Source organism: Gottfriedia sp. NPDC057948 (genome assembly GCF_042887255.1).
GTDB lineage: Bacteria > Bacillota > Bacilli > Bacillales > Bacillaceae_G > Gottfriedia.
On sequence record NZ_JBHVPN010000009.1, the window covers coordinates 12260 to 26160 of the forward strand.

Genomic DNA, 13901 nt, shown 5'->3' on the forward strand with positions numbered 1-13901 from the left:
ATTTTTACATTTTTAGTAGTAATAAGGGGGAGGACAATAGTATCCTGGTGGGCAATAGTAGTAAGGATAGCCATAACCATAACCACCCCAAAAAAATGGGAAAAATGGGAAAAATGGACGGAAAAATGGACGTCCAAATCCAAATCCAAACCCTGGTCTACCAAATCCAAATCCAGGTCTACCAAACCCGCCACCAAATCCACCATGAAAGCCTCCGAATCCACCGTGTCCAAAGCCGCCGCCACCAAATCCATGTGGACGATACTCATGTTCATTCGACATATAAAAAACCTCCTTTACTTATGAGTCTTACATAATCAAAATATGCAGGACAAAAGTGGAAGGTTTGGGCAGATTTGCATTTTAAACCGTACTGGAAACATAGAATTCGTAATGTTTAATGAAAATAAAACTTAATCATTCAATAAATTAAACTTACGAATACGATACTGTAAATTTTGTCTACTGATGCCTAATTGTTTTGCAGCCTGTGTAATATTGCCGTTGTGATCATTTAAAACATTTATAATATGTTGTTTTTCTTTGTTCAATAAAGTATTTTTTAAATTTGATTTATCATCTATTGATTCTACCTGATGTAATGTAACGTCTCTTTGTTGTTGAACGAGTGGAGTAGCACTTGTATTTCTTTTTTCGTTAAAAAATCTAGCTGGTAAATGAGTTGCAGAGATAGTTGTTTCATTTTCTACTAAGTTCATTGCGCCTTCAATCATATGTTCTAGTTCGCGTATATTACCTGGCCAGTTATGATTCAGGAAGAAGTTTGTTACATTTTCATCTAAATTAGTTACCCGATGGCCGAAAAGACGATTATATTTTTGAATAAAGAAGTTTGCTAATAATAATATATCTTCGAAGCGTTCACGTAGTGGCGGTAGAAATAATGAAACGACACTTAGGCGGTAATATAAGTCTTTACGTAAATGATTATTCGCGATTGCTTCAATAGGGTCTTCGTTTATCGTAGCAATAATTCGAACATCTAATTCTTTTTCGTTAATTTCACCAATTCTTCTAACTTTACGTTCTTGAATAACTCTTAAAAGTTTAGCCTGTAAGTTAGGGCTAAGTGAATTAATTTCATCTAATAATAATGTTCCACCATTTGCCTCTTCAAATAATCCAGGCTTATCAATTGCCCCAGTAAATGCCCCTTTTTTTGTCCCAAAAAGAATACTTTCAATTAAGGATTCTGGAAGAGCGGCGCAATTTTGAGAAATGAATGGCTTTGTTGCTCTTTTGCTAGCATTATGAATACTTTGAGCGAATAGTTCTTTACCTGTCCCAGTTTCTCCAACAATTAATACTGATGAAGAGGTCTTGGCAGATCTTTTTGCAGCTGCAATTATGTTTCTAAATGATTCAGATGTTCCAATTAATTGTTCAAATGTATAACGTGTATTTCTGTTTTGAAGAATGCCTTCCTGCACAGATTGCTTTAATTCTGTCACGTCGCGAACCATTTCAATCGCTCCAATAATTTTATTTTCTTTCATTATTGGGTAAGTATCATTGATTGTCGTAACTTCTTTTCCTTTATTATTAAAATAAGATTGTTTAATATTTTTTCGTACTTTACCTTTTTGGAGGGCATCAAGTAAGGTGCTCGATTGGTTTTTTTGAAACGTGAAGACATCTAAAAGGTTTTTATGTAAGACATCCTCTTCATTCATCATTTCGATTTCCATCATTTTGCGGTTATACACCATTGTATTTGCATCTTGATCAACTACATGTATACCGATATCAATTTCTTCTAATATTAATTGTAATAATTCATCAACAGCTAAAAAGTTTTGCTTATCATTTTTCATATAATTCTCTCTTTTCATTATAACAATAGAAAAAATTTGCACTTCTAACTATTTTTGGTAAGATAAAAAGGCAGTTTTTTCCGGATGTGCTAATTTTCTTTGTTAATCGTTTTTTGCTGCAAATATTCTATGCATATTTTAATTAATTTTGCGCCTGAATGCAAAAATATTTTGCGGTAAATTGAAAACGGTATCATGATTAAGGATGAATAACGCTTAGAATAAGTACATTTTGTGAATTTTAATTTATTTAACATGTTTGGCACGGAAATTGCTTATTCTTTTAGTAAGAGACTAAAAATTAATCAATAATATTGGGGGAACTCAAATGACAACTAATTCTCAAAAGATCATTGAACAAACAAATCAATATGGCGCTAATAACTATCATCCACTTCCAGTAGTAATCTCTAAGGCTGAAGGTATTTGGGTTACAGACCCTGAAGGTAACAGATATTTAGATATGTTAAGTGCATATTCTTCTGTAAACCAAGGGCATCGTCATCCAAAAATTATCCAAGCTTTAAAAGATCAAGCTGATAAAGTTACATTAACTTCTCGTGCTTTCTATAGTGAAAACATGGGTGAGTGGTATGAAAAGGTAGCAAAAGTTACGAACAAAGATATGATTTTACCTATGAACACTGGTGCTGAAGCTGTTGAGACAGCTATTAAAGCTGCTAGAAGATGGGCTTATGATGTTAAGGGTGTAGAGGAAAACCAAGCAGAAATTATTGCTTGTGTTGGAAACTTCCACGGTCGTACGATGGCTGCAGTTTCTTTATCATCAGAAAAAGATTATCAACGTGGATTTGGACCATTCTTACCAGGAATTAAGTTAATTCCATATGGCGATATTGAAGCATTAAAAGCTGCAATTACGCCTAATACTGCTGCATTCTTAATCGAACCAATTCAAGGTGAAGCTGGAATTAATATCCCTAAAGAAGGATTCTTACCTGAAGTAGCTGAAGTTTGTAAAAACGAAAACGTATTATTTATTGCAGATGAAATTCAAACAGGTTTATGTAGAACTGGTAAAACTTTTGCATGTGATTGGGATGGCGTAACTCCTGACATGTACATTTTAGGTAAAGCACTTGGTGGCGGAGTATTCCCAATTTCATGTGTTGCTGCAAATCGTTCAATCTTAGGCGTATTTGAGCCAGGTTCTCACGGATCTACATTTGGTGGAAATCCATTAGCTTGTGCAGTTTCTGTAGCTGCTTTAGAAGTTCTTGAAGAAGAGAAGTTAGCTGAGCGTTCAAATGAGCTTGGAAACTACTTTATGGAAAAATTAAAAGAAATCGATCATCCTCACATTAAAGAAGTTAGAGGACGTGGATTATTTATTGGTGTTGAACTTCATGTACCAGCACGTGTTTATTGTGAAGCATTAAAGAAACAAGGTTTATTATGTAAAGAAACACATGATACAGTAATTCGTTTTGCACCACCATTAATTATTTCAAAAGAAGATTTAGACTGGTCAATTCAACAAATTAACGAAGTATTTAGCCAATATAAAGCAACTGTATAAATGGAGCGATAAAAATGACAACTACAATCCCACAAAATGAAGTACAAAACAAAATCAAAGAAGAAGGAAGAGAATTAATTGAGTCTACTCAAGAAGTAATCTCAGAAGCTCTTCATAAACTTGGTTATTCAAAAGAACTTTATGAGTTATTAAAAGAACCATTACGATTTTTAACAGTTCAAATTCCGGTAAGAATGGATGATTGCTCAGTGAAGATTTTCACTGGCTATCGTTCACAACATAATGATGCTGTAGGTCCAACAAAGGGTGGAATTCGTTTCCATCCTGAGGTTAATGAGGACGAAGTAAAAGCTTTATCAATGTGGATGAGCTTAAAATGCGGTATCGTTGATTTACCATACGGTGGGGGAAAAGGCGGTATCATTTGTGATCCAAGAAAAATGTCAATTTATGAGTTAGAGCGTTTAAGTAGAGGATATGTTCGTGCGATTAGCCAAATCGTTGGACCAACAAAGGATATTCCTGCTCCAGACGTATATACTAACCCACAAATTATGGCTTGGATGATGGATGAATATAGTAGAATTCAAGAATTTGATTCTCCTGGATTTATTACTGGTAAACCACTTGTATTAGGTGGATCAGAAGGACGTGAAACAGCTACAGCTCAAGGTGTTACAATTTGTATCGAAGAGGCTGCTAAACGTAAGGGAATCGATTTAAAGGGTGCTAGTGTCATTGTTCAAGGATTTGGAAATGCGGGTAGCTTCTTAGCGAAGTTCATGGTTGAAGCAGGTGCAAAGGTAGTCGGTATTTCTGATGCACTTGGCGCATTATACGATCCAGACGGTTTAGATATTCATAGCTTACTAGAAAAAAGAGATAGCTTCGGGACAGTAACTAACTTATTTACTGATGTAATTTCGAATAAAGAATTACTTGAAAAACCTTGTGATATTTTAGTTCCAGCTGCAATTTCAAACCAAATTACAATTGAAAATGCTCACAATATTAAAGCATCAATCGTAGTTGAAGCTGCAAATGGTCCTACTACTCTAGAAGCTACTAAAATATTAACAGAGCGTGGAATTTTATTAGTTCCAGACGTACTAGCAAGTGCTGGTGGAGTTTCTGTTTCTTATTTTGAGTGGGTTCAAAATAACCAAGGTTACTACTGGTCTGATGAAGAAGTTGCTCAAAAACTTCGTGAAAAAATGGTTCGTTCATTTGATAGTGTTTACCAAACTTCAGTTAATCGCAATGTAAATATGAGATTAGCTGCATATATGGTTGGTATTCGCAAAATGGCGGAAGCATCTCGTTTCCGTGGATGGGTTTAATAGATTAATTGGTTTGCTCCAGATGGAAATTCCATCTGGAGCACTTATATTGTATTGACAGATAATAAACTCTATTTTTATAATTAAGATATTATTTCGGTACAATAATTTGAATACGCTTTCAAATTTTGTCTGATAATTTAGTTTCAAAATAAGTTAATTTAGAGCGCTTTTGTGTGCGGTAAAGTAAATTAGGGGAGCTAATATTCTGTTATATCAGAATATTTTAACTTATACGCACAATTTACATCTAGAGGAGGGACTTTCATGAAACAACAAGAACAACAGGGGTTAAAGAAAGAGCTTAAAAGCAGACACTTGTTTATGATTGCTCTTGGGGGAGTAATTGGGACAGGTTTGTTTATGGGATCAGGCTATACAATTAGTGAAGCTGGCCCAGGTGGAGCATTATTAGCCTACTTAGTAGGTGGAATCGTAATGTATTTAACAATGCTATGTTTAGGAGAATTAGCAGTTAATTTACCAGATGCAGGTTCTTATCAAACTTATGCAACTAAATATATCTCACCAGCGTCAGGCTATGTAGTTGGATGGATGGCATGGTTAAACTGGTCGGTAACAATCGGTTTAGAGTTAATTACAGTTAGTATGTTAATGAAGAGATGGTTTCCAGATGTACCGACTTGGATCTGGTGTGTAGTATTTGGGGTAATATTATTCGCAATAAACGCACTTTCAACTAAGAGTTTTGCTGAAGTTGAATTTTGGTTTGCAAGTATTAAAGTAGTAACAATTATTTTATTTATTATTTTAGGTGGAGCAGTAATGTTTGGCATTGTACCAGTAGAAGGGTCAAAAGCTCCAATGCTTACTAACTTTACAGACCACGGTGGACTTTTCCCGAAAGGCTTTTTAGCGATAATGGTCACAATGGTTGCAGTTAACTTCTCATTCCAGGGAAGTGAATTAGTAGGGATTGCAGCTGGTGAAAGTGAAGATCCAGCAAAAGCAGTACCTAAAGCAATTAATAACACTGTATGGCGAATTCTAGTATTCTTTATTTTATCAATATTTGTTTTAGCAGGCTTATTCCCTTGGGAGAAAGCTGGTTTAGTAGATAGCCCATTCGTAGTAGTATTTGATAACATCGGTATTCCATATGCGGCAGATATTATGAACTTTGTTATTATTACAGCTGTTCTATCAGTTGCTAATTCTGGTTTATACGCAACATCACGTATGATGTATTCAATGGCTCAAAAAGGAATGGTTAGTGCTAAATTAGGTAAATTAACTAAAAAAGGTGTACCTTTAAACGCTTTAACTTTTAGTATGTTTTTTGGATGTTTATCTTTATTAAGTGGTATTTACGCAGAAGACACTGTTTATCTATGGTTGCTATCAATTGCAGGATTTGGCTGTTTATTTGTTTGGGCAAGCATTGCATTATCACATCTGTTAGGTAGAAAGAAATACATTCAAGAAGGTGGAAAATTAGAGGATTTAAAATATAAAACGCCTCTTTATCCATTCGTTCCAATCGTTGCTTTTGTTTTAAATGTAGCTGTAATTATTAGCCTTGCATTTATCCCAGACCAACGCATTGCATTGTACTGTGGTGTTCCATTTATGATTGCATGTTTAATTTATTATCATTTATCTGCTAAGCATAAGATTGAAAAACACGAGCAAGAAGAGAATAAAAAAGTAAGTTAATAATAGTTTTGAGATTGTCACAAGAAATTGGTGAAAACTCGCTAGTAAGTTACTACTAGCGAGTTTTTTTATTTTCTTGAATTCTAGTTGAACAGGTTTAGCTTATTGAATAAAAATTACTACTTTATTAACAAATTTCACAATTTTATCAACAGTGTGCATATTTTCGTTAATATTTTTTTTGATTTTGAAGAGGAAAGCAGCTACTTATCCACTGTTTTGATAATCGTATTACTGTTTTCAACTGATCCAGCATTAACTATCAACAAATGTTCGCATGTACTTGTTAATAACTTTCAGTAATTCAGTACAGAAAGGAAGGGGGTAGTTACTTATCCACATTTTTACTGTTATGCTAATGTATTCTTAATGAGTTATACACAAAAAAGAACTGTCCCAAAAGTACGTTGACTTAAGGGACAGCTACATTTTTTACAGCTTATTTATTTTTTTCAGACTCTGCACTTGTTACAGTGATGTCTTGTAAGTGACCTTGGAAGCCTTGACCAGCTGTTAAGTCGTAACCTTTAACGCGCTTATTAACTCCATCTAAACCAAAGCGGAATAGAGTAGGGATAACTGGCACTTCGTCATTTACAAGCTCTTGCCATTTATCGTATACTTCTTGACGATATTTTTCATCAAATGCTTTTGCTGAAATACCTTCTTTTAATAGTTTATCATTGTCGTTATTTACCCAACGAACGTAGTTGAATGGTGCATTTTTCGCCCAAATTCCAGATGGGTCTGGGTCAGAACCTGTTCCCCAAGCTGCTGCGAAAATATCGATTTTTGGATTATCTTTTTCTACCATATCGTAGAATGAGTTGAACTCATGTAAACGTCCATCTAATAATTGAACATCTAAGCCAACTTCTTTCCAAGATTGTAAGTAGAATTGTGCTAATGGTTCAGCGATATCGCCACCACTCATAGAAGCGAAGTTGATTTTAAACGGTTTTCCGTTTGGATCTTCACGTAAACCATCTCCAGTTACATCTTTGTAACCAGCTTCGTCTAGTAATTTTTTAGCTTTTTCAGGATCATGAGTATATCCTTTTAATGCTTTATCAAAGTATTTAGGGAATGATGGTGGAATTACAGATGTTGCAGGCACTCGTAATCCTTTGTATAATTTTTCCCCAACTGATTTGTTATCAAGGGCATAAGCCATTGCTTGACGTACACGCTTATCTTGGAATTTTGGGTTATCCATTACGTTTACACCATTTTTCGCATCGTAATGACCTAATTTAAATCCAATGTAAGAGTAAGCTAACTCAGTTTTACCGATTAATTGGATATTTTTTAATTTTTTAGCTTGATCATATTGGTCAGCTGAAACAGAAGCGATATCGATATCTCCGTTAGCTAGAGAAGATGTAGCAATAGTTGGATTAACAACTTTTAAAAGTACACCGTCAAGTTTTGGAGCACCGTTCCAGTAATCTTTATTCGCTTCGAACTCTACAGCTTCACCTGGAGTGATCTTTTTAATTTTAAATGGTCCAAAGCCGATAGGAGTTTTACGAATTTGGTCAGATGATGCTAATTTATCGATTGGCACATTGCCTAAATATTTTTTAGGTAGTGGGTTAGTCCATAATCCAGTAAGGACAGATGGGTTAGCTTCTTTAAATGTAATTGAAATTGTTTTAGGATCAATTACTTTAACACCGGAAATATTTTTTGCCTTTCCGTTATGATAATCTTCCATACCTTCAATCATAGACATTTGTGAGTCATAACGTACACCTGTATATTTTGGATTACCAATTACTAGATAAGAATATTCTAAATCCTCTGCTGTAACTGGATCTCCATTCGTCCAATTTACATTATCGCGAATTTTTAATGTGATTGTCTTTTTGTCATCGCTTAATTTATATGTAGCAGCACCATCTTGGTCATAAATATAGTTTTCATCTGTTGAAAGAAGTGCTTCATCAAAGAATTGAAGAACTTGAGAATCTGGATCGCCTTCATAGAAAACTGTATTTAAGATACCTTCAAATGGCGTATCTGAAACTAAACCATATTTTAAAATGCCACCTGAAACCGATTTTTTGTTATTTGAAACTTTAATTGGAAAAGCAGCTTGATCGATTTGCTTAGTAGTAGTTGAAGTCTTTGTGTCGCCACCTTTACATGCTGAAAGAATCATCATAGATACTGCCATTGCGCTTAATACTTTAGTAAAGCTTTTTGCATTTTTCATATTTCCACTCTCCTTATTTTTTAATTAACCTCTTCTTTGTCTAGCATCAGCTGCACGCTTTAGCGCTTCACCGATGAAATTTATACTCAGCATGAGCACTAAAATCATGCACGATGCAGGTAACCATATCCACAACTTATTTTGTAAAACATCAGGATTTGTTGCATAACTAACTAGTGTTCCTAAACTTGGCGTACTTTCTGGTAAACCAAATCCAAGGAAGGTAAGACCAGATTCAATTCCAATATTTCCTGCTAGGTTTAAAGTGAATGCAACGATAATTAAAGAGCTTACATTTGGTAAAACGTGTGAGATAATGATTTTCCAATTCGGTGTGCCAATTGCTTTAGCTGCTGCCACATAATCTAATTCGCTCTCTGATAATACTTTTGAACGAATTAACCTTGCTTTACCTGTCCATAAAAAAAGGCTCATAATAAGGACAAAATTTATGATTGAGAATTTAGGTACAACTGTTACGAATACAATAATTAACATTAATGTTGGTAAGGATAAGAAAAAGTCAATAATACGCATTACGACACTGTCTACCCAACCACCAAAATAACCAGCTATTAAACCTAATGCTAGGCCTAGTAGATTTGTAATAATTGTGATGAAAAATCCAATCGTAAAGGAATTTCTTGTCCCAATTATTAGTTGTCCAAATATATCGCGTCCCCCGTAGTCAGTACCTAACCAATGAGTAGAGGAAGGAGGCTGATAGATTGATAGAAAGTCTACTTTAACAATTTGATCTTGATCTAGAATAAGAGAAGTAGCATACACACCTATTATTATTAGGCCAAGTACGATAAGAGAACCTAAAGCTAACTTATCTCGTCTAAATTCTGCCCAAATGACACTAAATCCTGATGGACTTTTTCGTTGCTCAGTAATATGAGTTTGATTTTCGATTTTTAATTCCATAAATTTCACCTACCCTATTCAATCCGTATACGTGGATCTACGATGCTTAGAATAATATCTGAGATTAATGTCCCAAAAAGTGTTGCAAGACATGTCATTAAAACAAGCGCATTTACAACAGTAAAATCACGTAACATAACGGATTTGACGAACAGTTGCCCAATTCCTGGATAGCCAAAAATTGATTCTAAAAATACAGAACCAGCAATTAAACCAGTAATCTCATAACCTAAAAATGCAGCGATTGGTAAAAATGAATTTCGTAAAACGTGTCGAGAATAAACCTTTGATTCTGGAACACCTTTTGATCTAGCTGTTCTGACAAAATCTTTTACTTTTGTATCGATAATTTCACTACGCAAATATTGAGAAATTCCAACAGTTGAAATAAGTGCACCTGATAAAGTTGGTAAAACAAGATGATCTAATTTGCTTACGTAATAAGCAAAAGTTCCGTCAGCAATCGTAGGGTCTACGCTACCGCCCGTTGGGAAAAGATCAAAATAAAATCCAAAAACAAACAGCATAACAATTCCAAAAATAAATAAAGGGGTAGCAAAACCTAAATAGTTATATCCGGTTATCAGCTTATCCGCCCAGGTGTCGCTATAGCGTCCACTAATAATACCAAGTGGAATTGCCAGTAAATAAGTTACAATAAACACGCAGAGGGCAAGTAATACAGTATTTCCAATACGGTCACCAATCACATCAACTACATTGATTTTATGTGTATAGGAAACACCAAAATCTCCTTTTGCAACATTTTTAATCCAATGATAATACTGAACATAAGCAGGATCATTTAAACCCATTTCTTCACGAATTTTTTCAATTTCTTGTGGATTAGCTTTTGGGTTAATTGATCGTCCAGTAAGCGCATCACCAGGCATTGCTTTAGCTAGTGCAAAGATTAGTATACTCAAGATCAGAAGCTGGGGAATCATGATGAGTATACGGCGAATGACAAATTTTAACATATTCGTTACTCCTTTCTAAGGTAATGCTACTCGATGAGTATCTGAGATTGGTTTTAAATCAAATGGTCGACCATTTTCATCAAAGTAAGAAGAAGCATTTTGTTGATATTCTTTTCTAACTTCTTGTCTTTCTTTAATTTTTTCTTCTCGAACTTCTGGACGAATATCTGGTATTGCTGCAATTAAGCGTTTAGTGTATATATGTTGTGGGTTGTTTAAGATATCTTCAGTAGTGCCTTCCTCAACAAGTCGCCCTCTATACATAACACCAATTCGATCACATAAGTGGCGAATAACGCCTAAGTCATGGCCGATAAATAAATAAGTTAATTTGAATTCTTCTTGTAAATCTTGTAAAAAATTAAGTACTTGTGCTTGTACTGAAACATCCAAAGCCGAAACAGGCTCATCTGCAACTATTAACTTAGGTTGTAAAGTTAAAGCTCTAGCAATCCCAATTCGTTGACGTTGACCACCAGAAAATTCATGTGGATATTTATATAATGATTCTGGAGATAATCCAACTTTATTTAAGTAGTAAAGTACTCTATCACGTTCTTCTTCAGCAGTTAAAGTTTCATAGTTTCTTAGCGGTTCTGCAACTAAATCAATAATTCTCTTTTTAGGGTTTAAAGAAGAGTATGGGTCTTGAAATATCATTTGAATCTCTTGGCGAAATGCTCGCATTTGCTTTTTATTTAGTGTTATTAAGTCCTTGTCTAAAAACTTAATACTTCCATTAGTAGCCTGAGTCAATTGAAGTATTGCCTTACCTGCAGTAGATTTTCCACTACCTGATTCTCCAATAAGGCCATATGTTTCGCCTTCGTTTAGTTCAAATGAAATTCCATCAACAGCTCGAACATGATCTACAACTGTTCGAAAAATACCACCACGAATAGGGTAATGTACTTTTAAGTTATCAACCTTTAATAGAGACATTTACGATCGGTGCTCCTTTCTCGTTCTTGAAATGGAAATGCTTATAACAAGAACAACGTACATAATGATTTGGTGTAACTTCGTGCAAGATAGGTTGATTTTCATGAGCATAATTTTGAATCCAAGGAATACGGTGGCTGAATCGGCAGCCTGTTCTAGGTAGTTTGTCTAATGGTGGAACTGTACCTTCAATAATATGAAGTCTTTGATTTTTTGAATGGGTAGTAGGAATAGAGTTTAATAGTGAGCGCGTATATGGGTGTAATGGATTATTTAGTATTTCTTCTACTGAACCAGTCTCAATAATTTGTCCAGCATACATAACTGCAACACGATCTGCTACTTCTGCAACAACACTTAAGTCATGCGTAATTAAAATGATGCCTAGCTTCGTTTTCTTCTGTATTTCTTTTAATAAATCTAATATTTGAGCTTGTATTGTTACATCTAAAGCAGTAGTTGGCTCATCTGCAATGATGAACGAAGGGTTACATGCAATGGCAATTGAAATCATAGCACGTTGTCTCATACCACCAGATAATTCATGCGGGTACTGTTTATAAGTAACCTCTGGCTTTGGAATTCCAACTTGATCTAATAACTCTAATGCACGCTCTTTTTTTTGTGAACGTGAAAGATCAGTATGAAAATCTAAATTTTCTTCAATTTGTTTACCAATCGTCATTAAAGGATTAAGAGCAGTTAGAGGTTCTTGGAAAATCATTCCGATTTCCTTGCCTCGAATTTTATTCAATTTACTATCATTTAGCGTTAGTAAATTTGTACCCTTGTAAGAGATCGATCCATTCATTTTTGTACGATTATTTGAATGTAGTCCTAGGATTGATAGGGCTAGTGCACTTTTACCGCAGCCTGATTCACCCACAATTGCAAGAACTTCATTTTCATGGACAGTTAGTGATACATCATCCACAGCAGGATAGTATTGGTTGTTTATACGAAACGATGTCGTTAAATGTTCGATTTCCAAAAGAGGTTTTGACATTTCGTGTCTCCTTTCGAGATTTCATGAGCAAAATTGTTGATATATTTTGAATTTTCATAAGTATAATATTATTACGCGAATGTTTCAATATGAAAACATTTTCTGTAATATATAGTCCTTTTTGACTAAAAATCATTCGAAATTCAGATTAACTAGTAAATTAATAGGAAAAAAATGTCACTATGATTCGATAAAAAGGTTGATAGATTAAATAAAATAAGGGAGAGTAAGGAAAATACAAAATGAAAACGTTTCCAAAACAGTTTGAAGTTAGATAAAAAGATGTGTTTGAAAATAAAGGAGAATAAAAGAGGTTTTTGTCGGAAATTGAAATAATTTAGTGGAAAATATATTTCTGATGTACAATTTGTAGTTTTAAATTCCTAGTTCAAAATACCTGTTTTCACACGAAAAAATAAGAATTACATTAAAAAATATATGTCTACTAATATTTATTTTAGATAAATTAGGAAAGAAAAAAAGCAGTATAAAGATAAAAGGATGAATAATCCATTTTATTTTATACTGCTTTTCTTAATTTAATCTTAAGTCTTAATTCAATTTAAGTAGGCTGTTAACATCCAAACATGCTTTGCAAGTTGTTCTCGAATGGCTAAAAGTAAATCGTGAGTAACTGAATCATTTTCAGACTCTGCAATTTCCATACCATCTTTTAATTCTTCAATTAAATAATTATAGTCCTTAGTAATGTCCTGAACCATTTCATCAGAAGTAATATTCTTATTTGCTTCTTTAAGGCTTGAAGTATCAAGATACTCTCTCATTGTAGCTAGTGGTTTTCCACCAATTATTAACACTCGCTCTGCTAGCTCATCAATATGTAAACTTGCCTCATTGTAAAATTCCTCAAATTTAGTGTGTAGAGTGAAAAAATTTGGACCTTTTACATACCAATGATAGTTATGTAACTTTACAAATAGAATATTCCAGTCTGCTATTTGCTTATTTAGCACATCAACAGTCGTTTTTGAGATGGATGATGTATCCATTAAAATCCCTCCTCTAAATGATGTAAAAGATTAAAAAACCATATAAACCATCTTAACTGATAATGGGGAAAAATAGTCATGGTAATATTTGATAGCTAAGACAACAATTAGTAAAATTAACGTTAAATTGTAAATAGCTTTATATTGAAATAAAAAAATCAGCCTATTTGAGGGTTTGGATGGAGATTAGAAGATGAAAAGTACTTACTCATAACAGAAATAGAAAGAATATAAAAATAACATACTCTTAACAGGTTTATGAGTAAGTAAAATACCCCCATCCCTAAGGATGGGGGTTATTCTATGAATGTTCATTTTCTTTAGGCAGGGAAAGTTTCGGATCAATTCTAAGTGTATCATCCTCATTTAAAGCTTTTTTCAATAATAAAAATAATGATCCAATCATACCAAGAAGAATAATTACAAAAAAGAAAAAGATGATTACATCATAGACCAATGTTA

At 33.9% G+C, this 13901-nt stretch carries 12 protein-coding genes; 3 read left to right on the forward strand and 9 right to left on the reverse strand.

Annotated elements, in window-relative coordinates:
* Positions 1 to 12: 12 nt before the first annotated feature.
* Positions 13 to 282: a hypothetical protein gene (locus ACFVRR_RS14545; RefSeq protein WP_387329754.1), complete on the reverse strand. Its 270-nt coding sequence runs from the start codon at positions 280 to 282 to the stop codon at positions 13 to 15.
* 131 nt (positions 283 to 413) lie between these two features.
* On the reverse strand, positions 414 to 1835 hold the full coding sequence (locus ACFVRR_RS14550) for a sigma-54 interaction domain-containing protein (RefSeq protein ID WP_387329757.1): 1422 nt from the start codon (positions 1833 to 1835) through the stop codon (positions 414 to 416).
* A 328-nt stretch (positions 1836 to 2163) separates the two neighbouring features.
* Here ACFVRR_RS14550 and ACFVRR_RS14555 point away from each other — a divergent pair, with 328 nt between their 5' ends.
* The 3 genes from ACFVRR_RS14555 (at position 2164) to ACFVRR_RS14565 (ending at position 6353) form a co-directional block, all read left to right on the forward strand.
* Positions 2164 to 3375 (forward strand): ornithine--oxo-acid transaminase, encoded by a 1212-nt coding sequence (locus ACFVRR_RS14555; protein WP_387329760.1) that lies wholly within the window; start codon positions 2164 to 2166, stop codon positions 3373 to 3375.
* A 14-nt stretch (positions 3376 to 3389) separates the two neighbouring features.
* The gene (locus tag ACFVRR_RS14560) at positions 3390 to 4676 is read left to right on the forward strand and encodes a Glu/Leu/Phe/Val family dehydrogenase (protein WP_387329763.1); all 1287 of its coding nucleotides are present in this window, start codon (positions 3390 to 3392) and stop codon (positions 4674 to 4676) included.
* Positions 4677 to 4943: 267 nt separating this feature from the next.
* Entirely contained in the window at positions 4944 to 6353 is a 1410-nt protein-coding gene (locus ACFVRR_RS14565; RefSeq protein ID WP_387329766.1) for an amino acid permease, read from the forward strand.
* Positions 6354 to 6792: 439 nt separating this feature from the next.
* Here the strand turns inward: ACFVRR_RS14565 and opp4A are convergent, their stop codons facing one another.
* The 7 genes from opp4A to ACFVRR_RS14600 all read right to left on the reverse strand — a co-directional run bounded on the left by opp4A (position 6793) and on the right by ACFVRR_RS14600 (position 13896).
* Positions 6793 to 8571: an oligopeptide ABC transporter substrate-binding protein gene (opp4A, locus tag ACFVRR_RS14570; protein ID WP_097973224.1), complete on the reverse strand. Its 1779-nt coding sequence runs from the start codon at positions 8569 to 8571 to the stop codon at positions 6793 to 6795.
* 24 nt (positions 8572 to 8595) lie between these two features.
* Entirely contained in the window at positions 8596 to 9501 is a 906-nt protein-coding gene (locus ACFVRR_RS14575; RefSeq protein WP_387329769.1) for an ABC transporter permease, read from the reverse strand.
* A gap of 14 nt (positions 9502 to 9515) precedes the next feature.
* Positions 9516 to 10481, reverse strand: coding sequence for an oligopeptide ABC transporter permease (gene opp4B / locus ACFVRR_RS14580; protein ID WP_098428190.1), 966 nt, complete (start codon positions 10479 to 10481; stop codon positions 9516 to 9518).
* 15 nt (positions 10482 to 10496) lie between these two features.
* Positions 10497 to 11423: an ABC transporter ATP-binding protein gene (locus tag ACFVRR_RS14585; RefSeq protein WP_097973227.1), complete on the reverse strand. Its 927-nt coding sequence runs from the start codon at positions 11421 to 11423 to the stop codon at positions 10497 to 10499.
* Entirely contained in the window at positions 11404 to 12429 is a 1026-nt protein-coding gene (locus ACFVRR_RS14590; protein WP_335478996.1) for an ABC transporter ATP-binding protein, read from the reverse strand. Before ACFVRR_RS14590 ends, ACFVRR_RS14585 begins: the two co-directional genes overlap by 20 nt.
* A 557-nt stretch (positions 12430 to 12986) precedes the next feature.
* Complete coding sequence (locus ACFVRR_RS14595) at positions 12987 to 13424, reverse strand: Dps family protein (protein ID WP_483867261.1); 438 nt, start codon at positions 13422 to 13424, stop codon at positions 12987 to 12989.
* Between the two features lie 316 nt (positions 13425 to 13740).
* The gene (locus tag ACFVRR_RS14600) at positions 13741 to 13896 is read right to left on the reverse strand and encodes a hypothetical protein (protein ID WP_387329775.1); all 156 of its coding nucleotides are present in this window, start codon (positions 13894 to 13896) and stop codon (positions 13741 to 13743) included.
* Positions 13897 to 13901 lie beyond the last annotated feature (5 nt).

Bases quoted from the DNA above. Each gene is read 5' to 3' on its own strand.
- ACFVRR_RS14545 (WP_387329754.1), bottom strand. From the start codon at position 282: ATGTCGAATGAACATGAGTATCGTCCACATGGATTTGGTGGCGGCGGC.
- ACFVRR_RS14550 (WP_387329757.1), bottom strand. From the start codon at position 1,835: ATGAAAAATGATAAGCAAAACTTTTTAGCTGTTGATGAATTATTACAA.
- ACFVRR_RS14555 (WP_387329760.1), top strand. From the start codon at position 2,164: ATGACAACTAATTCTCAAAAGATCATTGAACAAACAAATCAATATGGC.
- ACFVRR_RS14560 (WP_387329763.1), top strand. From the start codon at position 3,390: ATGACAACTACAATCCCACAAAATGAAGTACAAAACAAAATCAAAGAA.
- ACFVRR_RS14565 (WP_387329766.1), top strand. From the start codon at position 4,944: ATGAAACAACAAGAACAACAGGGGTTAAAGAAAGAGCTTAAAAGCAGA.
- opp4A (WP_097973224.1), bottom strand. From the start codon at position 8,571: ATGAAAAATGCAAAAAGCTTTACTAAAGTATTAAGCGCAATGGCAGTA.
- ACFVRR_RS14575 (WP_387329769.1), bottom strand. From the start codon at position 9,501: ATGGAATTAAAAATCGAAAATCAAACTCATATTACTGAGCAACGAAAA.
- opp4B (WP_098428190.1), bottom strand. From the start codon at position 10,481: ATGTTAAAATTTGTCATTCGCCGTATACTCATCATGATTCCCCAGCTT.
- ACFVRR_RS14585 (WP_097973227.1), bottom strand. From the start codon at position 11,423: ATGTCTCTATTAAAGGTTGATAACTTAAAAGTACATTACCCTATTCGT.
- ACFVRR_RS14590 (WP_335478996.1), bottom strand. From the start codon at position 12,429: ATGTCAAAACCTCTTTTGGAAATCGAACATTTAACGACATCGTTTCGT.